General features: G+C 67.6%; 23 protein-coding genes and 1 pseudogene. 6 read left to right on the forward strand and 18 right to left on the reverse strand.

Annotation, left to right across the window (positions count from 1 at the left end; genetic code table 11):
• The 7 genes from KME78_RS55255 to KME78_RS55285 form a co-directional block, all read right to left on the reverse strand.
• A partial coding sequence (locus KME78_RS55255; protein ID WP_219538095.1) for a succinate dehydrogenase/fumarate reductase iron-sulfur subunit occupies positions 1-448 on the reverse strand: 448 nt, incomplete at its 3' end.
• A complete protein-coding gene (locus tag KME78_RS55260; protein ID WP_219538096.1) occupies positions 445-2,334 on the reverse strand; it encodes a fumarate reductase/succinate dehydrogenase flavoprotein subunit in 1,890 nt (629 codons plus the stop codon). The genes KME78_RS55255 and KME78_RS55260, both read right to left, overlap by 4 nt.
• A gap of 23 nt (positions 2,335-2,357) precedes the next feature.
• A complete protein-coding gene (gene sdhC / locus KME78_RS55265; RefSeq protein WP_308127512.1) occupies positions 2,358-3,089 on the reverse strand; it encodes a succinate dehydrogenase subunit SdhC in 732 nt (243 codons plus the stop codon).
• Positions 3,090-3,339: 250 nt separating this feature from the next.
• Positions 3,340-3,792: a response regulator gene (locus KME78_RS55270; RefSeq protein WP_219538098.1), complete on the reverse strand. Its 453-nt coding sequence runs from the start codon at positions 3,790-3,792 to the stop codon at positions 3,340-3,342.
• Positions 3,782-4,939, reverse strand: coding sequence for a sensor histidine kinase (locus KME78_RS55275; RefSeq protein WP_308127506.1), 1,158 nt, complete (start codon positions 4,937-4,939; stop codon positions 3,782-3,784). Before KME78_RS55275 ends, KME78_RS55270 begins: the two co-directional genes overlap by 11 nt.
• Positions 4,936-6,072 carry a PP2C family protein-serine/threonine phosphatase gene (locus tag KME78_RS55280; protein ID WP_219538099.1) on the reverse strand — a complete coding sequence of 379 codons (1,137 nt, stop codon included), beginning with the start codon at positions 6,070-6,072 and terminating at the stop codon, positions 4,936-4,938. The genes KME78_RS55275 and KME78_RS55280 overlap by 4 nt, the downstream gene beginning before the upstream one ends.
• Before the next feature lie 36 nt (positions 6,073-6,108).
• Positions 6,109-7,038, reverse strand: coding sequence for a LysR family transcriptional regulator (locus KME78_RS55285; protein WP_219538100.1), 930 nt, complete (start codon positions 7,036-7,038; stop codon positions 6,109-6,111).
• A gap of 134 nt (positions 7,039-7,172) precedes the next feature.
• Between KME78_RS55285 and KME78_RS55290 the strand changes: the two genes are divergently transcribed.
• From KME78_RS55290 to KME78_RS55300, 3 genes are read left to right on the forward strand one after another with little or no spacing between them, the layout of a single operon-like run.
• Entirely contained in the window at positions 7,173-7,925 is a 753-nt protein-coding gene (locus KME78_RS55290) for a succinate dehydrogenase cytochrome b subunit (protein ID WP_219538101.1), read from the forward strand.
• Positions 7,922-9,844 (forward strand): fumarate reductase/succinate dehydrogenase flavoprotein subunit, encoded by a 1,923-nt coding sequence (locus KME78_RS55295; protein ID WP_219538102.1) that lies wholly within the window; start codon positions 7,922-7,924, stop codon positions 9,842-9,844. Before KME78_RS55290 ends, KME78_RS55295 begins: the two co-directional genes overlap by 4 nt.
• Positions 9,841-10,584: a succinate dehydrogenase/fumarate reductase iron-sulfur subunit gene (locus tag KME78_RS55300; protein ID WP_219538103.1), complete on the forward strand. Its 744-nt coding sequence runs from the start codon at positions 9,841-9,843 to the stop codon at positions 10,582-10,584. The genes KME78_RS55295 and KME78_RS55300 overlap by 4 nt, the downstream gene beginning before the upstream one ends.
• A 1,295-nt stretch (positions 10,585-11,879) precedes the next feature.
• Here KME78_RS55300 and KME78_RS55305 read toward each other — a convergent pair.
• The 6 genes and pseudogenes from KME78_RS55305 to KME78_RS55330 all read right to left on the reverse strand — a co-directional run bounded on the left by KME78_RS55305 (position 11,880) and on the right by KME78_RS55330 (position 16,362).
• Positions 11,880-12,107, reverse strand: coding sequence for a DUF4405 domain-containing protein (locus KME78_RS55305; RefSeq protein WP_219538104.1), 228 nt, complete (start codon positions 12,105-12,107; stop codon positions 11,880-11,882).
• A 378-nt stretch (positions 12,108-12,485) separates the two neighbouring features.
• A complete protein-coding gene (locus tag KME78_RS55310) occupies positions 12,486-13,424 on the reverse strand; it encodes an NAD(P)H-binding protein (RefSeq protein WP_219538105.1) in 939 nt (312 codons plus the stop codon).
• A gap of 112 nt (positions 13,425-13,536) precedes the next feature.
• A pseudogene (locus KME78_RS68320) lies at positions 13,537-13,698 on the reverse strand (hypothetical protein); the annotation flags it as partial.
• Positions 13,699-13,895: 197 nt separating this feature from the next.
• Positions 13,896-14,291 (reverse strand): nuclear transport factor 2 family protein, encoded by a 396-nt coding sequence (locus KME78_RS55320; RefSeq protein ID WP_219538107.1) that lies wholly within the window; start codon positions 14,289-14,291, stop codon positions 13,896-13,898.
• 65 nt (positions 14,292-14,356) lie between these two features.
• The gene (locus KME78_RS55325; RefSeq protein ID WP_219538108.1) at positions 14,357-15,073 is read right to left on the reverse strand and encodes a TetR/AcrR family transcriptional regulator; all 717 of its coding nucleotides are present in this window, start codon (positions 15,071-15,073) and stop codon (positions 14,357-14,359) included.
• Between the two features lie 68 nt (positions 15,074-15,141).
• Entirely contained in the window at positions 15,142-16,362 is a 1,221-nt protein-coding gene (locus tag KME78_RS55330; protein ID WP_246654571.1) for an FAD-dependent monooxygenase, read from the reverse strand.
• Positions 16,363-16,557: 195 nt separating this feature from the next.
• On the opposite strand from KME78_RS55330, the gene KME78_RS55335 reads away from it, so the two are divergent.
• Both KME78_RS55335 and KME78_RS55340 read left to right on the forward strand, forming a co-directional pair.
• On the forward strand, positions 16,558-17,031 hold the full coding sequence (locus KME78_RS55335) for a MarR family winged helix-turn-helix transcriptional regulator (protein ID WP_219538109.1): 474 nt from the start codon (positions 16,558-16,560) through the stop codon (positions 17,029-17,031).
• Between the two features lie 101 nt (positions 17,032-17,132).
• Positions 17,133-17,573, forward strand: coding sequence for a DUF6069 family protein (locus KME78_RS55340; RefSeq protein ID WP_219538110.1), 441 nt, complete (start codon positions 17,133-17,135; stop codon positions 17,571-17,573).
• Between the two features lie 422 nt (positions 17,574-17,995).
• On the opposite strand, the gene KME78_RS55345 is transcribed toward KME78_RS55340, so the two are convergent.
• The 4 genes from KME78_RS55345 to KME78_RS55360 all read right to left on the reverse strand — a co-directional run bounded on the left by KME78_RS55345 (position 17,996) and on the right by KME78_RS55360 (position 23,522).
• The gene (locus tag KME78_RS55345; protein WP_219538111.1) at positions 17,996-18,715 is read right to left on the reverse strand and encodes a methyltransferase domain-containing protein; all 720 of its coding nucleotides are present in this window, start codon (positions 18,713-18,715) and stop codon (positions 17,996-17,998) included.
• 97 nt (positions 18,716-18,812) lie between these two features.
• On the reverse strand, positions 18,813-19,604 hold the full coding sequence (locus KME78_RS55350; protein WP_219538112.1) for a class I SAM-dependent methyltransferase: 792 nt from the start codon (positions 19,602-19,604) through the stop codon (positions 18,813-18,815).
• A 208-nt stretch (positions 19,605-19,812) separates the two neighbouring features.
• Positions 19,813-20,931, reverse strand: coding sequence for an epoxide hydrolase family protein (locus KME78_RS55355; RefSeq protein WP_219538113.1), 1,119 nt, complete (start codon positions 20,929-20,931; stop codon positions 19,813-19,815).
• Between the two features lie 194 nt (positions 20,932-21,125).
• On the reverse strand, positions 21,126-23,522 hold the full coding sequence (locus KME78_RS55360) for a tetratricopeptide repeat protein (RefSeq protein WP_219538114.1): 2,397 nt from the start codon (positions 23,520-23,522) through the stop codon (positions 21,126-21,128).
• A gap of 298 nt (positions 23,523-23,820) precedes the next feature.
• Here KME78_RS55360 and KME78_RS55365 point away from each other — a divergent pair, with 298 nt between their 5' ends.
• A complete protein-coding gene (locus KME78_RS55365) occupies positions 23,821-24,330 on the forward strand; it encodes a GNAT family N-acetyltransferase (protein ID WP_246654572.1) in 510 nt (169 codons plus the stop codon).
• 14 nt (positions 24,331-24,344) lie between these two features.
• Here KME78_RS55365 and KME78_RS55370 read toward each other — a convergent pair whose 3' ends face one another.
• Positions 24,345-24,965 (reverse strand): phosphotransferase, encoded by a 621-nt coding sequence (locus KME78_RS55370; RefSeq protein ID WP_219538115.1) that lies wholly within the window; start codon positions 24,963-24,965, stop codon positions 24,345-24,347.
• Between the last annotated feature and the right edge of the window lie 551 nt (positions 24,966-25,516).

A 25,516-nucleotide genomic window follows, 5' to 3' on the forward strand; every position in this document is an offset into this window, starting at 1 on the left:
ACATGAAGCATTCGATGCACTTGCGGAACTCCTGGGACCGCTCGACGTCGACCTGCTTCATCCGGTACTCGCCCGGCCGGACACCCTCCGGCGGAGTGAACGACGGGATTTCTCGCGCTTTTTCGTAATTGAACGAGACGTCGGTGACGAGGTCCTTGATGACGGGGAAAGTCCGCATCGGGGTGACGGTGATCGTCTCGTCCTCGGTGAAGGTGGACATCCGCGTCATACAGCCCAGCCGCGGCTTCCCGTTGATCTCCATCGAGCAGGACCCGCACTTGCCGGCCTTGCAGTTCCAGCGGACCGCCAGGTCGGGCGCCTGCGTGGCCTGCAGGCGGTGGATGATGTCGAGGACGACCTCGCCCTCGTTCACCTCGACGGTGAAGTCCTCGAGCTTGCCCTCACCGCCCTCACCGCGCCACACCTTGAACTTTGCCTTGTAGCTCATGACTTTGCGATCCCGTCGAACTCGGTCATCTCTTCGTCGGTGAGGTATTTCGTCAGCTCGTCCCGGTCGAACAGCTTGATCAGGTGATCGGCCATCGAAGGCTGGACCTTCTCCTCGACCGAGACGGACGAGCCGTCCTCCGTCGAGCAGACGAGCAGCTTGCGGCGCCAGACTGGGTTCATGCCGGGGAAGTCGTCACGGGTGTGCCCGCCACGGCTCTCCTCGCGCAGCAGCGCGGCCCGCGCCACGCACTCCGAGACGAGGACCATGTTGCGCAGGTCGATCGCGAGGTGCCAGCCGGGGTTGTAGATGCGCGAGCCGGCCGCGCCGACCAGGCGTACGCGCTCCTTGAGCTTCTCCACGACCTCCAGGGCCTCGGACACCTCTTCGGCCTTGCGGATGATGCCGACCAGGTCGTTCATCGTCCGCTGGAGCTCGTGGTGGACCTCGTAGGGGTTCTCCCCGGAGCGGCCCAGCGGCGCCAGGGCCTCGGCGTGCGCCTCCTCCACGAGCTCCTGGACCACCTTGGGCCTGGTCGGCAGGGCGTCGATGTACGCGGCCGCGCCGGCACCCGCCCGGCGGCCGAAGACCAGCAGGTCGGACAGCGAGTTGCCGCCCAGGCGGTTGGAGCCGTGCATGCCGCCCGAGACCTCGCCCGCGGCGAAGAGCCCAGGCACGGCCGCCGCACCGGTGTCGGCGTCGACCTCGACGCCGCCCATGATGTAGTGGCAGGTCGGGCCCACCTGCATGGGCTCGGCGGTGATGTCGACGTCCGCCAGCTCCTTGAACTGGTGGTGCATCGACGGCAGCCGCCGCTTGATCTCCTCGGCCGGGAGTCGGGTGGACACGTCGAGGAAGACGCCACCCTGGGGCGAGCCGCGGCCCGCCTTCACCTCGGCGTTGATCGCGCGGGCCACCTCGTCACGCGGCAGCAGCTCCGGGGGACGGCGGTTGTTGGCCTGGTCGGTGTACCAGCGGTCGCCCTCCTCCTCGGTGGTGGCGTACTTGTCCTTGAACACCTCAGGGATGTACTTGAACATGAAGCGCTCGCCGTCGGAGTTACGCAGCACGCCACCGTCGCCGCGGACCGACTCGGTGACGAGGATGCCGCGCACGGACGGCGGCCAGACCATCCCGGTGGGGTGGAACTGGATGAACTCCATGTTGATCAGGTTCGCGCCGGCCAGCAGGGCCAGGGCGTGGCCGTCACCGGTGTACTCCCAGGAGTTGGAGGTCACCACGTAGGACTTGCCGATGCCGCCGGTCGCCAGCACGACCGCGGGCGCATCAAAGACCACGAAATTTCCGGACTCGCGCCAGTAGCCGAAGCCACCCGAGATACGGTCGCCGTCCTTGAGCAGGCGGGTGACCGTACATTCCGCGAAGACCTTGATGTAGGCCTCGTGGTCGCCGTGTGTCTCGAAGTCCTCCTGCTGCAGCGCGACGACGCGCTGCTGCAGCGTGCGGATCAGCTCTAGGCCGGTACGGTCACCGACGTGGGCCAGCCGGGGGTACTCGTGCCCGCCGAAGTTACGCTGGCTGATCTTGCCGTCCTTGGTGCGGTCGAACAGCGCGCCCCACGCCTCCAGCTCCCAGACCCGGTCGGGGGCCTCCTTGGCGTGGAGTTCGGCCATCCGCCAGTTGTTCAGGAACTTGCCGCCCCGCATGGTGTCACGGAAGTGCACCATCCAGTTGTCGTCCGGGTTGACGTTGCCCATCGCGGCGGCCGCGCCGCCCTCGGCCATGACCGTGTGGGCCTTGCCGAACAGCGACTTGCAGACGATCGCCGTCCGCTTGCCCTGCTGGCGGGCCTCGATCGCGGCCCGCAGTCCGGCGCCGCCCGCGCCGATGACGACGACGTCGTATTCGTGACGCTCGATTTCCACAGAATGTCCTAACAGAAGAGGCCTTACGCGTACGGGAAGGCGATGATGCCCTTGGCGACGAGGCGGACGTACAGGTCGGCGCCCATGACGGAGAACATCGAGGCCCACGCGAGGGGCTGGTGCTTGGCGTTGAGCTTGGAGACGAAGGTCCAGGCCCGGTAGCGAAGCGGGTGCCGGGAGAAGTGGTTGAGCCGGCCCGCGGTGATGTGCCGGCAGGAGTGGCACGACAGCGTGTAGGCGACGATCAGGACGGCGTTGGCGATCAGGACCCAGGAGCCCAGGCCCAGCGGCTTGTGGATGACCGCGAGGATCGCGTCGTAGCTCAGGATCGCGCCGATGACGATGGCCGCGTAGAAGAAGTACCGGTGGATGTTCTGCATGATCAGCGGGAAGCGCGTCTCACCGCTGTACTTGCCGTGCGGCTCCTGTACGGCGCACGCGGGCGGCGACAGCCAGAACGACCGATAGTAGGACTTGCGGTAGTAGTAGCACGTCAGCCGGAATCCACCGGGCAGGCCGAGGATCAGCAGGCCGGGCGGCAGCGTGTACCAGTCGCCGATCGGCGCCCAGCCGAACAGCCGCGCTCCCTCAGCACACGAGGTGGTGAGGCAGGGCGACGAGAACGGGGCGATGTACGGGTCGAAATAGTAGCTGCCGTCGATGATCGCCCACACGCCGTAGACGAGGAAGGCGCTGAGCGCCAGGAACGTCAGCAGCGGGGCCAGCCACCATCTGTCGGTGCGCAACGTGCGCACCCTGATCTGCGCACGCTGCCTTCTGACAGGAGCATCGGGCGTCGTCTGGGTCATCGCGGACCTCTCCACCTCCCGCGGACCCTGCTCACAGGGAATCCGGGTCGTTCGGTTGGCGCGTACACGGCGGGGCGTGGCCTCCGCTCGCGGCGCGCATTTGGTGGGGGATACGTTACGACGACCGCCTCGGGATTTGTGAGGAGGGTCACTCACTTTTTCGAGGACTACCTGTGATTCCTGTCACGTCCCCCTGTCACGTGGGCTGCCCTTTGCTCGGCAGCTTAACCACAGTCACGAAAAAATCATCTATTTGGCGGACAACCCGGATAAATTGCTCAAAATCCACCGGCTTGGAGACGTAAGCGTTGGCGTGCAGCCGGTAGCTGTGCAGGATGTCCTCCTCCGCCTCCGAGGTCGTCAGGATCACCACCGGGATCGTCCGCAGCTCGGCATCGGCCTTGACCTCGCTGAGCACCTCCAGGCCGCCCATCCGCGGCAGGTTCAGGTCGAGCAGCATGAGGTCGGGCCTCGGGGCGTCGTGGTAGTCGTTCTCCCGGCGCAGGAAGGCCATCGCCTGCTCACCGTCGTTGACCACGTGCAGGCGGTTGCGGACCTTGTTGAAGTCGAACGCCTCCCTGGTGAGGAGGATGTCACCCTGATCGTCCTCGACGAGGAGCACCTCGATCGGCCGCCAGTCAGTCGTCATCTTCATCTCCAGCCGCGGGCAGGGTCCAGCGGAACGTCGCGCCCTGCTCGTCGGCCTCGCCGGCCTCGTTGTCGAGCCAGAGCTGGCCACCGTGATACTCGACGATCTTGCGGCACAGCGCGAGCCCGATGCCAGTCCCTGGATACACGTCTCTCGCATGCAAACGCTGAAATATCAGGAAGATGCGGTCCGCGTACTTGGCCTCCACCCCGATCCCGTTGTCCGCGCAGCTGAACTCCCACATCTCGCCTGCCCGCTTGACACCGATGTGCACGCGCGGCGGCAGATCCGAGCGGAACTTGACGGCGTTCTCGATCAGGTTCTGGAAGAGCTGGGTGAGCTGGCCCCGGTTGCCGACGACCTTGGGCATGTCGTCCCTGGTGACGACCGTCCCGGTGTCCTCGATCGCGGCCGAGAGGTTGTCCAGGGCCGTGGAGAGCGCGGCGCCCGTGTCGGTGGTCACCCGTTCGCCGGTGACCCGGCCGACCCTGGAGAAGTCGAGCAGGTCGTTGATGAGCAACTGCATGCGCTTGGCGCCGTCGACCGCGTAGCGGATGTACTCCTTGGCCCGGTCGTCGAGCCGGTCTCCGTACCTCTGCTCCAGCATCTGCGTGAAGCTGGCCACCTTGCGGAGCGGCTCCTGCAGGTCGTGACTGGCGACGTAGGCGAACTGCTCCAGCTCCCCGTTGGACCTGCGCAGCTCGTCGGCCTGGTCCTCGGCCCGGCGCCAGGCCGTCACGACACGCCTGCGCATGGAGTCGACGTGGCTCGACAGCTCGGCCAGCTCCGCCGGCCGCTCCACGCTCAGCTCGTGGTCGAAGTCGCCCGCCGCGACCTTGCGCACCTGGTCGGTCAGCTGGGCGATGGGCTTCAGTACGGCGAAGCGGACGATGAACACCAGCCCGAGCCCCGCCACGGTCAGCACGACCAGCAGCACGATCAGCGCCACGTTCAGCCGGTCGAGCTGGGCGGCGACCCTGGGCAGCGGGCGCTGCGCCCGTACGTCGGCGACCAGCATCATGATCAGCACGGACCCCATCACGAACGCCACGGCGGTCACCACGCCGATCGCGACGAACCAGCGGGCCACCGGCAACTTGCCGAGGCCCGTCGCCGGCTTCGGCGGGGGCAGCGGATGGATCCTCACTCCGACCTCCTGCTGACGAGTATCGCGGCGAGGTCGTCGCTGAGCGTGCCCACGTGCCTGATGAGCCGGTCGAGGTCGATCGAGCCGTGCTCGCGTACGAGGTCGACCAGTCCGTCCACGCCGAGGAGCTCCTTCTGCTCGCCCACCGCGGCTTCGATCAGGCCGTCGGTGTAGAGCATCATGGACCATTCGTCGCCCAGGGGCACGTCGAGAATGGTCCATTCGGCATCGGAGAAGATGCCGAGCGGCGGACCCGAGGGCGCGCCGTCGACCACGCTGACGACCCCGTCGCGGACCAGGACCGGCGGTGGATGGCCGACGACCCGCATCCTGGCGTCGCGCAGGTCGGGCGTGATCGTCGCCATGCAGAGCGTGGTGAAGATCTCCGGGGCCTGGCGCTCCGCGCGCAGCACGGCGTCGAGCGTGCGCAGCAGCCGGTCGCCGGTCTGCCCGGCGAGCACCAGCGTGCGCCAGGCGATGCGGAGCGCCACGCCGAGCGCGGCCTCGGCGGGGCCGTGCCCGCAGACGTCGCCGATCACGATGTGCACCGAACCGTCGGGCGTCTGCACGGTGTCGAGGAAGTCGCCGGCCAGCAGCGCCCCCTGGCTGCCCGGCAGGTAACGGGTGGTGTGTTCCAGCGCGTCGGTGTGCAGCAGGGCGACGGGCAGCAGGCCGCTCTCCAGCCGGGCGTTCTCCTTGGCGGTCAGCTCGGCCGCGACCAACTGGAGCTGCGCCAGATCGGCCCGCTTGCGTTCCATCGCGTAGCGGATGGCCCTGGCCAGCAGCCGCGCGTCGACGTCCTGCTTGACCAGGTAGTCCTGCGCGCCGGCCTTGACTGCGGCGACCCCCACGTGCGCGTCGCGCAGCCCGGTGAGCACCAGCACGGCCGCGTGCGGTGCCGCCGCCAGCACCTGCTCCAGCGCCTCCAGGCCGGTGGCGTCGGGGAGCGAGAGGTCGACGAGTACGCACTGGATCCGGGAGGTGAGCTTGGCCTTGCCCTCCTCCAGACTGCGTACCCAGGTGATCCGCGGTGGGGCCTCGGCCTGCTTGAGGAGCTCCTCCACCAGGAACGCGTCACCGTCGTCGTCCTCGATGAGGAGGAGCGTCAGCGTTTCGTTGAGCGTTGCCGTCACACGCGCCTCTTCATAGAAGTTTGGACCTGTTGCGGTTCATTCTGCGATGAGCTCTACCCCTTGCGGAAGCGTGCGATCGTGACCGGCCTCGACGATGAAGGAGAGCAGCGTCGCCCGGAACGCCTGCGCCGCCCTCGTCGGCTCCACGTCCTTGCGGTGGGCCAGCGCGATGGTCCGGCTCAGCCCCGGCGGTGCCAGCGGAGTGCCGGTCAGCCCCGGCCGTCCGTCGAGCACCATGGACGGCACCACGGCCAGCCCCAGCCCCGCCTCCACGAACCGCAGGACGGCGTCCATCTCCCCGCCCTCCACCGCGAACCTGGGCTCGAACCCGGCCTGGCGGCACGCCGCCAGCGTGGCCTCGCGCAGGTCGTAGCCGCGCCGGAACATCACCATCGCCCGGCCGCGCAGATCCTCGATGCGCAGGTACGGCTTGCGCTCCGGCTGGTGGGACGGCGTCACCACGACCAGGTTCTCGCGCAGGATCTCCTCGGTCACCAGGGACGGATCGTCGCCCTGCAGCGGCGTGATGATGAGCGAAAGATCGAGCTGCCCGCGGGCCAGCGCCCTGACCAGGTCACGTGAGCCGTCCTCCTCGACCAGCAGCTCGATGCCCGGGTAGGCGCGGTGGAAGCGGGCCAGGGCGTCGGCCAGCAGCCCGGCGCAGAGTGAGGGCGTGGCGCCGAGCCGTACGCGGCCCCTGCGCAGCCCGGCGAGCTCGGCCACCTCCTGCCTGGCGGTGCCGGCGTCGGCCAGCATCCGGCGGGCGAGCGGCAGCAGCGCCTCTCCCGCCGGGGTCAGCGTGACGTTGCCACGCGCCCTGGAGAACAGCGGGGCGCCGAGGTCGCTCTCCAACGCCTTGATCTGCTTGCTGAGTGACGGCTGGGCGACGCGCATCCGCTCGGCGGCCTGGGTGAAGTGCCTGGTCTCCGCCACCGCGACGAAGTAGGCGAGTTGCTGCAACTGCATGTGATTTTCCTCGCACCGGCTGACAGGATTTCCTTACGTCGGCCGTACAAACCAAGCATCATAGCTGAAGGCTATGGAAACCAGGCCCGTCATGACTTGGACGGATCATGGCTGGATATCTAGCGTCTTAAGGCGTGACAGCCACGATTGAGCGGGGCGCCGCTACCGCGCCGGTCTCGAACTCGAAGCCCGCACCGAAGAAGCCAACGCCCGGAAAGCGCGGCGGGTTCCTGCGCTCGTCGAACGGCAAGAAGGCCATCATGGCCGTGACGGGCGCCGCCATGGTGCTCTTCCTGGTCCTCCACATGCTGGGCAACCTCAAGATCTTCCTGGGCAAGGACTCGTTCAACGAGTACGCCGAGGCGCTGCGCACGCTGCTGGAGCCGCTCGCGCCGTACCGGACGGTGCTGACGATCCTGGAAGTCGGCCTCGTCGTGTCGGTGGGCCTGCACATGTGGGCGGCGATCTCGCTCGCGCGGCGGGCCCGCCACGCCCGGCCGGTGAAGTACGTGGCCAAGAAGTCGCAGGCCCAGGGCTACACCACGCACATCATGCGGTGGGGCGGCGTCACGATCCTGCTCTTCCTGGTCTGGCACCTGCTCGACCTGACCTTCGGCGTGGTGAACCCCAAGGGGTTCGACTCCGCGCCGGCCGACCGGATGATCGCCGGGTTCGACCTGTCGCGCTGGTGGGTCACGCTCTTCTACGTCGTGGCCGTCGTCATGGTCGGCCTGCACCTGCGGCACGGCATCTGGAGCATGTTCCAGACGCTCGGCTGGGCCGCCCGGTTCAAGGCCCTTCGCCCGGTCGCGGCGCTGGTGTCCGCGGTCCTGGTCATCGGTTTTCTCGCGCCGCCGCTCGCCGTCACGTTCGGAGTGATCAAGTGAAGTACACCGAAGGCCCCGAGATCCAGGACGCCAAGGCTCCCTCGGGCCCCATCGAGGAGCGGTGGGAGAAGCGGAAGTTCGCCGCCAAGCTCGTCAACCCGGCCAACAAGCGCAAGCTCAACGTGATCGTGGTCGGCACCGGCCTGGCCGGCGGTTCGGCCGCCGCGACGCTGGGCGAGCTGGGCTACAACGTCAAGTCGTTCTGCTACCAGGACACGCCGCGCCGCGCGCACTCCATCGCCGCGCAGGGCGGGATCAACGCCGCGAAGAACTATCGCGGCGACGGTGACTCGATTTATCGCCTCTTCTACGACACGGTGAAGGGCGGGGACTTCCGGGCCCGCGAGTCGAACGTCTACCGCCTCGCCCAGGTCTCGGTGAACATCATCGACCAGGCGGTCGCCCAGGGCGTCCCGTTCGCCCGTGAGTACGGCGGGCTGCTGGACACCCGCTCCTTCGGCGGCGCGCAGGTCTCCCGTACCTTCTACGCGCGCGGCCAGACGGGCCAGCAGCTGCTGCTCGGCGCCTACCAGGCCCTGGAGCGGCAGATCGCGGCCGGGACCGTGGAGATGTTCACCCGGCACGAGATGCTCGACCTGATCGTCGCCGACGGCCGGGCGCGCGGGATCATCGTCCGCGACATGATCACGGGTGAGATCGAGCGGCACGTGGCCGACGCGGTCGTGCTGGCCTCCGGCGGCTACGGGAACGTGTTCTTCCTGTCCACGAACGCCAAGGGGTGCAACACCACGGCGATCTGGCGGGCGCACGAGCGCGGCGCGTACTTCGCCAACCCCTGCTACACGCAGATCCACCCGACCTGCATCCCGGTGTCGGGCGAGTACCAGTCGAAGCTGACGCTGATGTCGGAGTCGCTGCGCAACGACGGCCGCGTGTGGGTGCCTGTCGTCGGCGGGGATTCGCGGGCTCCTGGCGACATCCCGGAAGCCGACCGCGATTACTACCTGGAACGGATTTATCCGGCTTTCGGGAACCTCGTCCCCCGGGACATCGCCTCCCGCGCCGCCAAGAACGTCTGCGACGAGGGGCGCGGCGTCGGCCCCGGCGGGCTGGGCGTCTACCTGGACTTCGCCGACGCGATCAGCCGCCTCGGGCGGGAGGCCGTGGAGAAGAAGTACGGCAACCTCTTCGAGATGTACGAGCGCATCACGGGCGAGAACCCCTATGAGACGCCGATGCGCATCTACCCGGCCGTCCACTACACGATGGGCGGCCTGTGGGTCGACTACGACCTGCAGTCCACGATCCCCGGCCTGTTCGTGATCGGCGAGGCCAACTTCTCCGACCACGGCGCCAACCGCCTGGGCGCCTCCGCGCTGATGCAGGGCCTGGCCGACGGCTACTTCGTGCTGCCCACGACGCTCGGCGACTACCTGGCGGCCGGGCCGTTCGAGGAGGTCTCCGACGAGGCCGTGGCCGAGGCCGAGATCAAGGTGCGGACCAGGATCGACCGGCTGCTCGCGGTGAACGGCACGCGCACCCCCGACTCCTTCCACCGGGAGCTGGGCAAGATCATGTGGGACTACTGCGGCATGGAGCGCACCGAGGAGTCGCTGCGCAAGGCGCTGGAGCGCATTCCGGAGCTGCGCGAGGAGTTCTGGCGTGACGTGAAGGTGTCGGGGACCGCCGAGGAGCTGAACCAGGTCCTGGAGAAGGCCGGGCGGGTCGCGGACTTCTTCGACCTGGCCGAGCTCATGTGCCTCGACGCGCTGATCCGTACCGAGTCGTGCGGCGGCCACTTCCGCGCCGAGTCGCAGGACGCCGAGGGCGAGGCCCTGCGCGATGACGAGCACTTCGCCCACGTGTCGGCCTGGGAGTTCTCCGGGGACGGACCGGTGCTGCACAAGGAATCGCTCGAGTACGAGTACGTCAAGATGACCCAGCGGAGCTACAAGTGAACCTGACCCTTCGCGTCTGGCGCCAGAGCGGCCCCTCAGCTCCCGGAAAGATGGTGACTTATCGGGTTGAAGAGGTCTCGCCGGATATGTCGTTCCTGGAGATGCTCGACGTGCTCAACGAGCGCCTCATCCTCTCGGGCGACGACCCGGTGGCCTTCGACCACGACTGCCGCGAGGGCATCTGCGGCATGTGCGGCATGGTCATCAACGGCGTCGCCCACGGCGAGCAGCGCGCCACCACCACCTGCCAGCTCCACATGCGCCACTTCGAAGACGGCGCCACCATCACCATCGAACCGTGGCGCGCGGCGCCGTTCCCGGTGGTGAAGGACCTGGTGGTGGACCGGTCGGCGTTCGACCGCATCATCCAGGCCGGCGGCTTCGTCTCGGTCCCGGCGGGTTCGGCCCCCGACGCCCACAGCATCCCGGTCCGCAAGGAGGACGCCGACGACGCCTTCGACGCCGCCACCTGCATCGGCTGCGGCGCCTGCGTGGCGGCCTGCCCCAACGGCTCGGCATCCCTCTTCACGGCCGCGAAGATCACCCACCTGTCGCTCCTTCCCCAGGGCCAGCCGGAACGGCTGACGCGGGCCAAGGCGATGGTGGACCAGATGGACGCTGAGGGGTTCGGCGGGTGTACGAACACGGGTGAGTGCACCGCTGTCTGCCCCAAGGGGATTCCGCTGGACACGATCGCCCAGATGAACAGCGACTACCTCAAGGCCAACTCGGCCGGGTGATTGCCTGACCCTGGGTGTGACGTGCCGCAGTCAATGTCGCTGTTTCTGCCGCGCTCTTGTCGTGCTGGCTCGGCAGCTGCTTGATGGACTGGTGGGCGTTGTGAAGGCCGTTGCCCGGCCCCGAGGACTCGGGGCCGGGCAACGGGCCTGTGCGTGATGTTGTGTGGTGGTGCGCGATTTCTGGGTGGCTGTGCGAGGCGGAAGTTGCCACTGGTGATGCGGGTGATGGCAGCGAGTGCTTCGTGGTGGCGTAGTCGTCGGCGTCGCCGAGGTTGAGGTGGGGCCAGGATCTGCCCGGCCGAGGCATCGCCGTCGGAGCTGACGGGGCGGGTACCGTCGAGGTGGCCTTCCAGATGCGCCGAGGTGAAGTCGGAGCCGTGGTCGAGGTGGAACACCGACAGGATGCCGCACACGTGCCAGTCTGGTTCGCATTTGCGGCAGATCGCGGGAGTGGTCGTCCTCGATGGCGGTCAGCCACGGCCGGGCCGGTCGGCCTTTGTCGTCGAGCACCCAGATGTCCAGCTCGGTGTGGTCGGCCTGCCAGATCTCGTTCGGAGCCTTGGCTTCGCGCCGGTAGACCAGGTCATAGGTTTCCCGGTATTTCTTGGTGCCCTCAAGGCCGAGGGTGACCAGAGCGGGGTCCAGATCGGTGACGATGCGGGCCACGGTCCGATAGGCGGGCCACGGCCAGCCGTGGCCTTGGCGATGCTTTCGGCTTGCCGGTGGATGGCGGCCGCACTCAGGCGAGGCTTGCGTAGGGCCAGCCCTTCGATGAAGGCCACGAGTTCGTCGGGGAAGCGGCGCAGCCCTTTGTCGTGGCGGCCCGGCCGCGGCAAGGCGTCCAGACCGCCTTGCCGGTAGTCGACCAGCCACCGATGCAGCGTCCGATAGCAGACGCCACCCTCGTCCTGGGCAGCGGCCAGTCGTGCCAGCGGCACTCCCTCGTGCGGGTGCGGCGCGAGCATCTCGTACCGGCTCATGGCTAGGGCACGTCCGGTCACGCCGGAGCGCCCGTTGCCGGGGCCCTGCCGATTCCGCCGGTGCAACGGGTCACCAACCAGCCCAGGCGGAACGGACGGAGACGGTTGACCTCAGGAAATGCCCCTTCCGTGAAGCAACCTGGCGGTATGCCGCAACAGACGCCCAGGTCGGCCGGCCTGCACACGAGCCTCGGCAAGGACTGACCTGTCTTCGCCTGACGACCGCGTTCCTTCCGGCTGCGGCCGCTGCGGTAAGGGGCGACGGCCCGGCACCTTAGGTGTCGCCGTGCGAGTGACACCGCCGATACGGAGGGATCAGATGGCAGCCCGGCGACGGCTCAACCCGGCGGCGACGCGGTGGCGATTGAGAATCAGGTGGATGATCACCAGGGGGAGGAAGGCCATCCCGGAGATGGTGTGGACCCGCTCGACGACGCCGCCGGCACCGGCCAGCCATACCGGGATGCCCGAGATCATGACGGCGCCGAAGGTGAGGGCCAGCAAGGGATTGAAGATCACGAGCTTGCGCTCGGGATGCGCCATGCGGCGTGCCGCCGCGGATCTCACCCAGCGGCGCTGCGTGCACACGTGCCAGGCGACGACTCCGAACGCGCCGATCCCGAGGATCGAGTGCCATGTCGCACCCCATTCATGCGAGATGAAGGCAATGAACGTGGTGAGCAGCAGTCCGGAGACGAGAAGGATGGTGTTCCGTCGGTGCTTTCCGGTAGTCGACCGGGAAGGGGGCGTCTTTCGGACCTTATCGGGAGATGGCATGGTTGGTCTCTCTCGTAGGCGGGTGGGCCCCGTGTCATGAGGCCACGGTCAACCAGGGCGGTAACGGAGCACACAGGGGGTTGATCGCCGCCCCGGCTCGGCGTCTGGGCGCCGGGATCGAGGCGAGGGATAGCCTGGCAGGCCTTATGCCAGCAGGAGTTGCGCGTGTTCCTGCAGCCATTCGCGCAAGGTGAGCGGTTTACGCCCAAGGGTCCGTTCGACGAAATCGTTGCGGGCCCAGACGACTTCGTTCTCCCTCTCGTATTCGAAGAACTCCCAGACGCCCGTGGCGAACGGGCCGAACAACCGGGAGTATTCGTTGAGAAAGCCTTCCTTGCTGCCGTCATGGGTGATCTTCTCGCCGAAGACCTCGGTCATCAGCTGGGCGGCTTCGCTGTGGCGCATGAGGTCGTGACCGTTGTTCAGTGTGTGGAACTGGCCGATGTGCCGATGGTTGTCGGAGAGGAACAAGCGTCCCGCGACTTCGGCGATGTCGCGCGGGTCGATGAAGGGGATGAGGCGGTCGTGCCAGATGAGCTTGCGCTCGCGGCGCAGGCCTTCCTTCATCCGGAAGAGATTGTCCATGAACGTGGCGCCGATGTTGAGATAGGTCACCGGCAGGTCGCTGTCGTCGAGGATCTGTTTCGCGATGGGATGTTGAGTGGGGAGCAGGAAACCCGCGTCGCGGATCGACTGCGGGATGCGCCGTCGGCTGGCCTCCGGCTGCAGGCCCAGAACGCGCAGGACGTGGGTCGAGGTGTCGGCTTTCTTGAGGGCGTCCACCAGGTTCGTCATGGCGGGCCGTTCGTCCGTTCCGTTGGTGGTGATGACGAAGACCCCCTCCATCCCTTGTACGGCGGACTCGAGCGAGGAGAGGTCGAAGTAGTCGGCGTAGACCGCTTCGGCGTGCGGGAAGTCGCGGCGAAGGTCATCGAGGCGTTCCGGCTTGCTGCTTGCCAGGCGCAGCTGGATCTGCGGCACCTCACGGTGCAGAAAGCGTGCCAGCGGCCCGCCGATGTGGCCGGTCGCGCCGAAGATGAGAATGCTGCGCGGAATGGGTTTGCTCTTGATGTTGCCGGACATTGCACGTCCTTTCGGAGATCGTGCGGGTCGCGCTCGGAGCGCAGTGATTCGGTGTGCCCGGGGCTTTGCCGAGTGCGCACGCTTGGCGCTCGCGCGGAACAGAAATTCGCGGTCAGCGCTGGGGCGACTCGCGGGCGGGGATGAGCTGGGGTGTCTTAGCCTTCGGAGCCGTCCAGACGCCGTGGGTGGTGACGCCGTGCTTGGCGAGGCTGCGAATGTGTTTGGACCAGATGGCCTCGTAGGTGGCCAATGCTTCCGGGGCGCGGAGCGTGTAGACGCGAAGCTGCTACACGATGATCTTTCAGACAGGACAACGAGTCATAAACAGCGTGATCGGCTTGGACTCGGTTCGCCGATGCGGATGTGGTGCGCCTGGTGCAGGCGTCCGTGTGGGCGCGGGGCTGCTTCGGCTCCCGCTTGGCAAACAGTTTCAGCAGGCACCTCGGCGCCGAGGAGGGCTGCCCGGACCGGTCAGGTCATGCTTTCCGGGGTCACCATTCGGTTGGTCAGGTTCGTCATCAGCCCGTCGGCGTTGACGGTCGCGTACTCGATGCCGCTCATGGCCAGCAGGCGCCCGTCGGCCGATCGCGTGATGTTGACCCAGTGGCACTCGATCCTGCCGTCGTCGAGCACCGTGGTGTCCCAGAGGTGCTTGCTGTCGGCCATGGCCGCGGCCATCCCCCGGTAGACCTCCATGATCGCGGGCAGGCCGGTCACCGGCTCCATCTCTTCGGCGAGCTGCACGGTCGCGTCCGTCGCGAAGATCGACCGATACTCCTCCACAGCTGCGGGGTCGTGTGCCGTGCGGTCGAAGAGCGTGATGTAGCGGTCGATCACCGTCTGGGTCGTCTCGGTCGTTCGAGTCATCCCTTTGCCTCCGTCGTCTCTTAGTAGCACCGGTCATGGCCCGGTTGCTGAACGTGCGTGGTTTCTTACGTGGTTTCCTGGTTGGGGGTGATCAGGGCGAGCACGGCCTGGCGTCGCTCGCGCAGCAGCCGCAGGCCTTCCGTGGCGGCTGCGCGGACCTCGTCGGGGCTGGCTTGTTCGGGGCCGAGCAGGGCCGTCACCGCGGCGGCCATGACCGCCTCGGGGGCCTCGACGGTGACGCCGGGCAGAACCTGCGGGCGGGTTGTGGCGGCGAGAAAGCCGGTCATGAGAGCCTGGAGTGCGTAGGCCTGCTCATCGAGCGGCCAGTCGGTTCGCACCAGGCGGTGTCGGCGCCAGACCGGCAGCACCGTGTACATCAGCGCGGCGGGGCCCACCAGGTCGAGCAGTTCCATGCTGCGTGGATGTTGGGCCAGGGCGCCCAGCAGGTCGGCGTCGCCGGTCTGCATGGCGCGCATGAACGGGTTGTCCAGGGCGCGCTGCAGGAGTTGCGGGCAGAGCCGGTGCGGGCGGCACAGGTCCGCATCGGCGGTCGTCGCGTCGATCTCGTGGTCCAGGACGGTCAGGAAGTCCCGGGCGAACAGCCCGAACAGGAGATCTTCCTTGGTGGGCCAGTACAGGTACGCCGTGCCCTTGCCGACGTGCGCCCGTTCCGCGATCTCGGCGACGGTCAACCCTTTGACCCCGCGTTTGAGCACCAGGTCCCTGGCCGCGGCGAGAATCCGGGAGGCCGTGGCGGAGTCGTGTCCCGTCGATGTTGTCATGGTCGTTTCCTTTGCCGTGCCGATGGGCTTGCCTGTGCCGGGCTGGACCCGCGGGAGCGGGCCGAGCCTCATACCAGGGCGATGTCGGTGTCCTTGAGCCTTCCCGCCTTGTCCCTGGTCTGCAGCTGCCGCAGCAGCGAGGAGACCACCGGGATCTGCGTCCCCACGGTCATGGCCTTGCGGAGCGCGAGCTCGAAAGAGGTGGCCGGAACGAAGAACTGGCGTTGCTGGATCCCGTTGCGCTGGAAGACGTCCAGATTGGGGCGCAGCGCGCGTTCCCACTCGGCCAAGGCCTGTGCCACGTCCTCGGGGTGGCGCTGCAGCATGGTGCCGAGCAGGTCCGCCCCGGATATCCCCGTCGAGACCCCCATGCCCGCATACAGGGTGACGCACCACGCCGAGTCGCCGACGAGCACGATGCGGCCGCGGTGCCAGCGGTCCATGTGCACCTGTTCGACGGAGTCGAACAGCAGGTCGTCGGCGGTCTCCAGCGCCTCCAGCGCCTCGCCCAGCGCGCGGCCGGTCGGCTCGGGGCCGAACGCCGCGCGCACCCTCTGGGCGGGCGGCTGGGTGAACTCGGCGTCCACGTCGTCAGTGTGGTAGCTCAGCAGCACGGTCGGCGGGCTGCCGGCGAACGGGAAGATCCACATTGACCGGTTGGGCTCCATCAGGACGGCCCCGTCGTCTTGATGGAGGTCGCTGAGCGGGCCGGGAAGCTGGAAGGCGACCGCCATGTAGTTCAGCCGGCGCAGGTAATCCTCGTGCGGCCCGAACGCCAGCGACCGCACGGTGGAGCGCAGCCCGTCCGCGCCGACCACCAGGTCGAACCGCTCGGTGAGGGAGGTGTCGTCCGCGGTGTTGGTCAGCGTGACGTCCACGCCGTCGGCGTCCTGCTCGATGCGGACCGGCACGGTCGAGTAGCGGATCTCGACATCGTCGGGAAGCGCGGCGAAGGCGGCTTGTTCGACGTCGCCGCGCAGCATCATCCAGGGGCTGCCCGGCAGGTCCTTGTAACCGAGGCCGGCGCGCCGGTTGCCCGCGCGGTCGATTTCGTAGCTGGCGCCACCGGGCATGCGGTCGTTCAGATTGTCGAGGATGCCCAGGCGTTGCGCGGCGGGCCGGCCGCCGCCGAACAGCGCGATGAAGTATCCGCCGGTGCGGCGCGCCGGGGCTCTTTCGATGATGACCGGGGTCCACCCGATCTGCCGGAGCCGCAGGGCGGTCGCGATCCCGCTGATGCCGAGCCCGACCACCAGCGCCCGGCGATTGCTGCTGTTTCTGATGTCCATGCCTCCACCGTAAGACGAACTGACCGAATTCATCATCTGGTCAGTGAGTGAGCTTGCTCACAGTGACGATCGCTGCGATCACTGAAGAGTGATCGTCCGCTGGCCGGGCTCGCGCTGGAACGCTGCCGCCACATCCGGGGGCCACTCGCACACCCACCACTGCTTGTAACTTCAAGCAGTGCGTATTGTGGTCGGATGACGGACGTCCAGTGGTTGACCCAGCGCGAGCAGCAGGTATGGCGACGTTTTGTGGGAGTACTCACCTGCCTGCCCGGGGAGCTCGACGGTCAATTGCAGCGCGACTGCGACCTGACCCACTTCGGCTACGGGGTCATGGTCGCCCTGTCGGAGAAGCCACAGCGGGCGATGCGCATGAGTGAGCTGGCGGCCCTCGTCAACGGTTCGCAGTCGCGGCTGTCGCACGTGGTCGCCAGGCTCGAACGGCAGGGATGGGTTCGCAGGGAGCGCACGGCAGATGACGGCCGCGGATACGTCGCGGTGCTCACTGACGCGGGGTACGACAAACTCGCCGCCAGCGCCCCCGGTCACGTGGAGGCGGTGCGGTCGATGGTCTTCGAGGTGCTCACCCCGGAGCAACTCGGCCAGCTCGAGGAGATCTGCTCCGCGATCCTCAAGAAGATCAGGTGTGGCCGGGACGACCTGGCGTGAGCACGCCCTTCGGCCGACACGGTCCTTGACGCTTCAAATACAACGTGGCTACCTTTAGTGATGTTCTTGAAGGCTCAAGCACATCGAGCGAAGGAGCCCCCATGTCGCATGCCGCCGAAACCGATGCCGTCCCCTCTGCCAGCGCCGGCCGGATCGCCGGAGGCCTGGCCGCGGCCGTCCTCGCGGCCCTCGTCGTGAATGCCGTCATCGCGGTACTGGCCCTGGCGGCCGGCGCATCCGACGGCTTCCCACCGCTCCAGGCATCCAGCTACATCTCCCTGACCGTGGTCGGCGTGCTGGCCGGCGCCGCCGGCTGGGCTGCGGTACGGCGGTGGTCGCGCCAGCCCGCTACCGTGCTGCGCCTGCTGGTGCCAATCGTCGTGGCCGTCTCGCTGCTGCCCGACATCGCGATGTTCTTCACCGCCATGCAACCGAACACCACCGCACTCGGCGTGGTCGCGCTAATGGTGATGCACGTGGCCACCGCGGCCGTCGCGGTGCCGCTCTTCGCCTGGACACTGCCCCTGTCGACCCGCCGCTGATCGCGACGTACGCGACCGATCGGGGCGGTGCGCGGTGGGTCCAGCAGACCTCACCCGACCTCCTGCGTGTACGACTTGCCGGGATCGGCCACTGGCCCGGGTCGGTCGGCCGCTCAGCCCGGGAGTTCGGGCCCCGTCCGGCCCCTGCACAGTCTGGCCACCGGTTCTTGCCGGCTCCATCCGGCAGCCCTCGTCCCGTCCGTCCGGCCACTCGCGCTTCCGGTTCGGTCCGGCGCTCGTCCGGCGGCCCTCGTCCAGCCCGTCCGGTCTGCCCGCTCGGTTCGGCCTGCCTGTCCGGTCCGGCTGCTCATCGCAAAGGCCGGGTAGCGGTCTGGTCGTGGACAGAAGTCGCCGAAGGGGTGCCGCCCCTGGGGTGTTGTTGGGAGGGTGTTGGTGGAGTCGGACGCCAAAGGCGGGCGTCGTCAAGGGGCGTCGGCCACCACCATGAACAGCGTGCAACTGACCACGAACGGTGCCGAGCCGACGTCGGCGGGATCCAGGTAGCCCGCGTCCACAGCCCTGGAGAGGGTCCGGCGGAGGCCGAAGAGCTGTTCGGCCGTCTCCAGGTCCCGGATCACCGGGCTGAACACCACCGCGGTCCGCACCGTCAGCCCGGCCTGTTCGGCGAGGCGGACGAGGCTGCGGCCGATGGCCGGGTTCCGGATCACCTCAGTGGTGATGTACCGAACGAGGCCCTGACCTGCCGGTGAGTCGATCAGCAGGCCGTGCCAGTCGGGTTCGGCCATGGCGATGACGGCGCCCGGTCGGGCCACGCGCCGGAACTCCGCCACCACTCTCCCCGGATCCGGCACATGCTGCAGCATCCGGTCCGTGCGAGCCCGGTCGACGCTGCCGTTGGCGAGTGGCATCGCTTGGGCGTCGCCGACGCGGATCTCGACGTTGGTACGGCCGGCGAGCCGTACCCGGGCCTGTTCCACCATGGCCGGATCATGATCAAGGCCGATCACCGTACCGGAAGAGGCGACCCCGTCGGAGAGGTCGGCCAGGTCGGTGCCGGGCCCGCAACCGATGTCGAGCGCGGTCTGGCCGGGCCGCAGGTCCATCATGGCCAGCAGATCCCGCTTGTACGCGCGGCCCGGCGCGCTGGCGGCGAGTTGGTCAAGGTACGCGATAGTCGTCATGACCTGAGCCAAGCAGGAGAATGTGCGGTTTCTGAGGAGAGAACGACAAGATCCGGCGCATTGTCGTACTGCCTAGACCTGCAGAACGCTCTCCAAGTCAAAGGCGTCGGCCGACGGTGAGGACGACCGACCAGTGGCGGGTGAGTCGTCCGTCCGGGCGTTCGGCGAGGCGGCGGCGTATCTCCTGGTAGAGGTGTTCGTTCTTGGCCGGTTCCATGGCGATGTGGCCGGAGAACGTGTCGAGCAGGGCGATGTATTCGTCCGCCGTATAGCGCTGAGCCCATACGTAGAGCCTCGTCCCGACCACCGTGAAATGCCCAGAGGCATCGAACTCGGCGGCGACGGGGTTGGGCAGCTCCTCAGGCGTCGGCCCTGGCCACGGGCCGTCATGGCCTTCGCCGATCTCCTCGTACACCTGCTGGATCTCGGTGAAGAACGGGTCGAAGTCGGCCGGCATCGCGTGGTCGGCGTCCCACACGGCCAGGTGGCCGCCCGGCGTGAGGAGCTTGGCGGCTTTCGCGTACTTGACCGCCGGGTCCACCCATTTCCACGCCGTGGCCGCGTAGGCGAGATCGAAGCGGGCCCCAGTCGGCGGCTCCCAGTCTTCGAATGACGACGTGATCACCGAAGCGTCGGCGAATGCGGCGAGGCGGTGCCGGGCCTCCGCCGCCAGGGCGGCGCCGAGTTCGATCGCGGTGATCCGGAAGCCCATCCGTGCCAATGGCAGCGTGGCTTTCCCCGGACCGCATCCGATTTCGAGCAGGTGCGCGGGTGGCGTGATCGCCGTGATGGCGAGCAGGTCGGCGTACAGCTCGACCGGGTAGTCGGGGCGTGCGTCCTGATAGGAACTGGCCGCACTGTCGAAGGTGTGCCGAAGATCGCGGGACATACTTCGATCCTGACAGTACGGCGACCCCGCTGGCACCAGAGAATTCCGCACTGACCGGACGGTCAGCTGACAGGGTGAGTCCGAATCGGTCCGTTCCGGCGCAACCCTGTGAACTGGGCCAGGATCGACTGCGGACCTGTTCCGACTTACGTTGCAAGCGCGTCAGGCCGCCTCGTCCAGGGAGGACGAGGCGCCCGGTCACCGACGGTCAGCGGAGTTTCGCGAAGAAGGTACGGATGTCAGCGGCAAAGTGATCTGGTTGGTCCATGGCGATGAAATGGTGACCGGCAGGGTTGTCCGTCGGCCAGTGGATGATGGTGTTGTGGCGTTCCGCAAACCGGCGGATGCCGGGCGGTCCGCTGTAAACGCCGGTCGGCGCGACAGTCTGCCCTTCCGGCCAGCCGAAACCGCTGCTGTCGTAGTACGGCCAGGCCGACGTTCCGAACGTCCCGGTGAACCAGTACAGGCTCACGTTGGTCAGGAACAGGTCCCGGTCGATCGCCTGCTCCAGGGGCCGGCCGGAGGCGTTGAACTCGTGGAACTTCTGGGTCATCCAGGCCAGTGCCGCGAGCGGGGAGTCGTTCCACCCGTAGGCGAAGGTCTGCGGGGCCGTACGCAGCAGCGCATGGTGGTCGACCCCGTTCACCCAGTCCTGTTCCATCAGAAGGGCGAAGGCGGCCTGCTCCTCCTCCGTCATCTCCGGAAGATCCTTCTCGGTGGGGAAGCCAAGACCGGCGATGACATAGACGCCGACGACATGGTCCGGGGCAACCTTGGCCACCTCTGGAGCGACATACGCTCCGAAATCCCCGCCTTGCGTGCCATACCGCTCGTAACCTAGGCGGCCCATCAGCTCTGCCCAGATCCGCGCCACGCGTGTCGCGGTCCAGCCGGTCCCGCGCGGCGGCGCGGAGAATCCGAAGCCTGGCACAGAGGGCACGACGACGTGGAAGGTCTGGCCGTTACGGGGATCGGTGAGGCGGTCGATGAGCTCGGCGAACTCCACGAACGAGTTCGGCCAGCCATGCGTGAGGATGAGTGGCAGAGCGGCGGGGTCGGCCGAGCGTATGTGGAGGAAATGGATGTCCTGACCGTCGATCTCGGTCATGAACTGCGGAAACTCGTTCAGCCGCGCCTCGTGTCGGCGCCAGTCGTACTCGTTGCGCCAGTAGCCGGCAAGTTCTCGTAGGGACGCGGTGGGAACACCACGGCTCCATCCTTCGCCGGGCAACTGCTGGGGCCACCGGATGAGATCCAGTCGCTCGTTCAGGTCATCCAGCTCTGCCTGGACGATGTCGATCTTAAATGGGCGGATCTCGGTACTCATGCTTCTCCCGATGCGTCGCGATAACGGGATCGACGGTAGAAGCCATTGAGGTCGAGTTCTTTCCTAGATGACGGGCATGGTCTCATGTCTGCCGGAGACGTACTCGATGTTGCTTGGTGCCGTCGGCCGTGCGGCCTCGTGTTTCGGGTGTTCCTTTCAGCCATTGCTCAACAGCGAAGCTGAACGCCTGGTTCTCAGTTCGGCCGAACAGCTGTCAGCCTCGCACGCACCGCAGTGGTGAAGCTGTGGTCTGCGCCCAGTGTTCGCTCGGAGGCGGCGAGCGTGGCTTCGTACAGGGGGATGGCGCGATCGAGATCACCCGCCTCCTGGTAGGCGCGGGCGAGGTTGTTGCGGGAGTTCAGGGTGTCGGGGTGGTTGGTGCCCAGCAGCCACTCCCGGGCGACGAGAGTCGTCTCCAGCAGGGGGATGGCGCGGTCGAGATCACCCGCCTCCAGGTGGTCGAGGGCTAGGTTGTTGCGGAAGGACAGAGTGTGGGGGTTGTCTGTGCCCAGCGCCCGCTCGCTGTCGGCGAGCGTCGCCGCCATCAGGGAGGTGGCGCGCTCCCGATCCCCCGCAGCCTTGTAGCCGATGGCGAGGTTGTTGCGGGAGTTCAGGGTGTCGGGATGGTTGGCGCCCAGCAGCCGCTCCTGGTGGGCGAGAGTCGTCTCCAGCAGGGGGATGGCCCGGTCGAAATCACCCACCTCCCGGTAGGCGTTGGCGAGGTTGCTACGAGTCTGCAGGGTGTTGTGATGGTCTGGGCCCAGCACCCGCTCACAGTCGGCGAGCGTTGCATTGAGCAGGGGGATGGCGCGGTCCAAATCCCCCGCCCACTGGTAGGTGTGGGCGAGGTCGTTGCGGGAGGCCAGGGTGTTGGGATGATCGGGGCCGTGGAGACGCTCTGAGAGGGTTACAGAGCGTTGCAGGTAGGTGATGGCCTGCTGGAGTGCGCCCTGTCCGCGCAGGAAGTTACCGACGCGGTAGAGAAGCGGGTTGATCGTGATGGTGTCGGTGATGGGGGTTGCGTGGTCAGTGAGGGCGGTGACGTGGGGTAAGAGTTTTTGGGCGGTGGGCCAGGCGTCGGGGTATTCGAGATCGAAGGGTAGGGCGAGCCGGAGGAGTTCGGTGGCGGTGTCGCGTGCGGTGGCGATCTGGTCGGGCTGGCGGTGGAGGTCGGCGATACTGCGGGAGGTGGAGGTGTCGGGGGTGCGGGCGACGGCTTGGACGAGTCGGTGCACGCTGATCGTCTTGCTACTGAGGGTGATCATGTTGTAAGCGGCCAGCAGGCCAAGGGCATGCGTGAGCCCGGCCTGATCGGTGAGAGGCCGTGTCCCCCAGCCGTGGTGCGTGCGCTGCCACCACCGGTGGCGAGGAGTGCCGGGGCGTGGACTGGTGAGGGCGTCGAGGAGGGTACGGGGGATGGCCTCGGGCGCCATCCATGCCAGGATCCGCAGCAGATCGCCAGGGAGCGGGGAGGAGTCAGTGAGCTGGTTGAGGGTGATCCGCCAGATCCGGGTGATAGTCCGGTCGCTGTCGGTGCCTTCGGCGGCTTGGTCGAAGAAGACTTCTGGCTGGGCGCGTAGCAGAGTGAGGTAGGCGGCTGGGGTCAGGGCGGTCTGGTGGAGGTAGGCGCCGACCTGGTCGATCGCCAGCGGCAGGAAACCCAGTTCCCGCACGAGGTCGAGGGCACCCGGCCAGACGTCGTGGTCGGGATTCTCGGGTTGGGCGAGCCTGGTCAACAGATCGACGGCTTCGTCTTCGGACAGGACGTCCAGATGCAGGACCCGGGCGCCGATCCGTTGCCAGCCTTGACGGAGCCGGCTGGTCACCACTACCCGTCCGGACCTCACCCGCCCTAGCAGCGGAGCGATGTCCTGCGGGCGGGTGACGTTGTCCAGGATCAGCAGCCATCCCGAGTGGGTGGCCAGCCACACGGTCGCGCGTTCGGCCCGGGCCTCCAGATCCACGCCTTCAGCGTCCCGAGGATCCAGCGCGGTGATCAGGGCGGCGAGCCCGGCCTCCAGCGCGGCGGGGCTGTCTGCGGTGATCCACCACACCGGATGAAACCTGTCATGGTGCAGGGCGGCATATCGTGCGGCCAGAGTGGACTTGCCGATCCCGCCCAGTCCCTGCACCGCGGCCACCACCACCGGCTCGTCCCCACCCACCGCCGAATCCAGCTGGGCGAGGATTTCCTCACGGCCGACAAACTCGCCTGCGGCCAGCGGCAGGTTCCCCAACCCGGCGGGGGCATCGATGGCGGCGATTGGGGTGGGGGGTGGTAGCACCGTCTGATGCGTCTGAGTGATCGTGGCGTTGTCGCCAGACACGATGATCCCTGACACATTCCCCGCTACGTTGACCGACCAGGCCACCCGAGAACCGGGCTGCATCGTCGATGACGGAGCCGAACCGCTCCCCGCCGCCTCCCGGTGAGCCAGCCACCGGTTCATCCCTTCCGCTGTTATCGCGAGCCCCGCTGAGGCGCCCAGCGCCCACCAGTTCCACGTTCCGCCGTTCAGGATCTGGTTGACCGCCACTCCGACTGCGACCGTCCCCGCCGCGGCCACCACGATCCGCAGAATTCGTGACAACTGCCGCACTGTTCGCTCCTCGCCATGCACACCAAAAGCCCCGCCGAGAGGTAGTCACGGGATTCCCGTTGTCGAAGGGTGCGATGACGGGTTTCCAGGTCTCGCGGCCTGGGGGCGGGGGCGGCCGGGTGCGTCTAGGTGAATCTCCGACAGAGCCGTTGTTGTTACACCCCCTCCTCCCGATGCAGGGTGAATCCGAACGCTGCGTGGTCGCTGGCAAGGTAGGTCCGAGCGTGGCAAGGTGCGCGCGCAACGAGCAGCACCGTGATTGTCAGCCTCGTTGAGTACTATCCGCGAGATGGAGATACCTTTTGTCCGGCTTGAGCCCTGGTCGCAGGGTGACCTCGAGCTACTGCGCCGCCTCAACGACCCCGAGATGACCGAGCACCTGGGCGGTCCCGAAACCGAGGACCAGGTGGTCGCGCGGCACGAGCGCTATCTCAAGCTGGACTCTCCGGGCCTGGGTGCCATGTTCAGCGTGGTCGTCGAGCCTGAGCTGGAGTCGGCCGGCTCGATCGGCTACTGGGAGCGGGAATGGCAGGGCGAGACCGTGTATGAGACGGGCTGGGGGGTGTTGCCGGAGTTTCAGGGGCGGGGCATCGCGACGGCCGCCGCCATCGCGGTGGCGACCAAGGCTCGGGCGGAGGGCAGGAACAGGCACCTGCACGCCTACCCGTCCGTGGGGCATCCGGCGTCCAATGCGATCTGCCGCAAGGCCGGGTTCACGTTCGTCGGGGAAGTCGACTTCGAATACCCGGCCGGTCATCCGATGCGCTGCAACGACTGGCGCCTGCAGCTGCTGCCCTGACATCCAGACTCGGGTCAGGCGCTCCAGGAGGCGGTGATGTCGAGGCGCTCACGCCACAGCTTCTCGCCGTCGCCGCCCGGCTCCCAGCGGCCGGTGAAGTCGAGCAGGGCACGGCAGCGGGCCAGCATGGCCGCTTGGCGGTCCGGCCAGGACGGCACCGGCCCGCCGTACGCGTCGAAGAAGGACGGCAGACGCGGTACGTGTTCCGGGTGGTGCATGCGCACGATCCACTCGCACCACGCGAGGTCCTCGATCGGCTCGCCCGGGTGCGCCCATTCCCAGTCGAGGATCGCCGCCGTCTCGAACGTGGCCGGGTCGAACAGCAGGTTCTGCGGCCCGTAGTCGCCGTGCACGATCCCCAGCCGGTGGATGCGGGCGAGCGTCCGCCCGCACTCGGCGAAAACCTCGATCACCCGGCCTTCGTCAAGCAGGTCCTGGCCGTGCGCGCCGCGTACGTAGCGGGTGGTCACGCTCGTGGGGGTCACCTTGTGTATGGCGGGCACAGGCAGCCGCCCGCGCAACCGGCGCAGGAACCTGCTCTCGGTCCTGAGGCGGATCGCCGCGTCAGGCCCCTCGTAACACTTTACGACCCATGTGTCGTCGCCGACCGTGCTGTTGGTGTACCCGTGCTTCACAGGGACCGATTCTGGCGCACCGCAGAGATCCTCGGAATCACCTGAGCCACGCTCGATACACGGTGTAAGACCGGGCCCGCCGTAGAACGGCGCGGAAACCGCAGGCACCGGGCGGCTGAACGGCGAAAGCACTACGAAGTGTCATCCCGATACGAACATGCGCCCTGTAAAGCGCTTCGGCGTGTCTCGGGCTGCGGCATTTGGGGAGGATCCGTCCGAACGAGTGATCGGGTAGTGGATCACCTCCCCGGAACGCTCCGATCCCGAATGGAGGGGCTGGTCGACCTCGGGATAAGAGGGTCGATCGAGCCCGGGAGGAGACGAGATGGCCATCCCGCCCGAGGCGGAATCGCCGGTCCCGACCGAGGTGGTGGCAGGCGATCTGTGGTGTACCGGGGAGGGCGATCCGTGGCGGGTCGGGCGGGCGATCCGTCCGAAGTGGAGGCGGGCGATCCGGGGCGGGCGATCCTGCCCGAAGTGGGGCCAGGTGATCCCACCGGGAACAGGAACCGGGGATCGCGGCCGGAGGGCGACGGGCGGGGCGGGGCGAA

Origin of the sequence: Nonomuraea guangzhouensis, from assembly GCF_019396345.1 — a bacterium.
Classification (GTDB): domain Bacteria; phylum Actinomycetota; class Actinomycetes; order Streptosporangiales; family Streptosporangiaceae; genus Nonomuraea; species Nonomuraea guangzhouensis.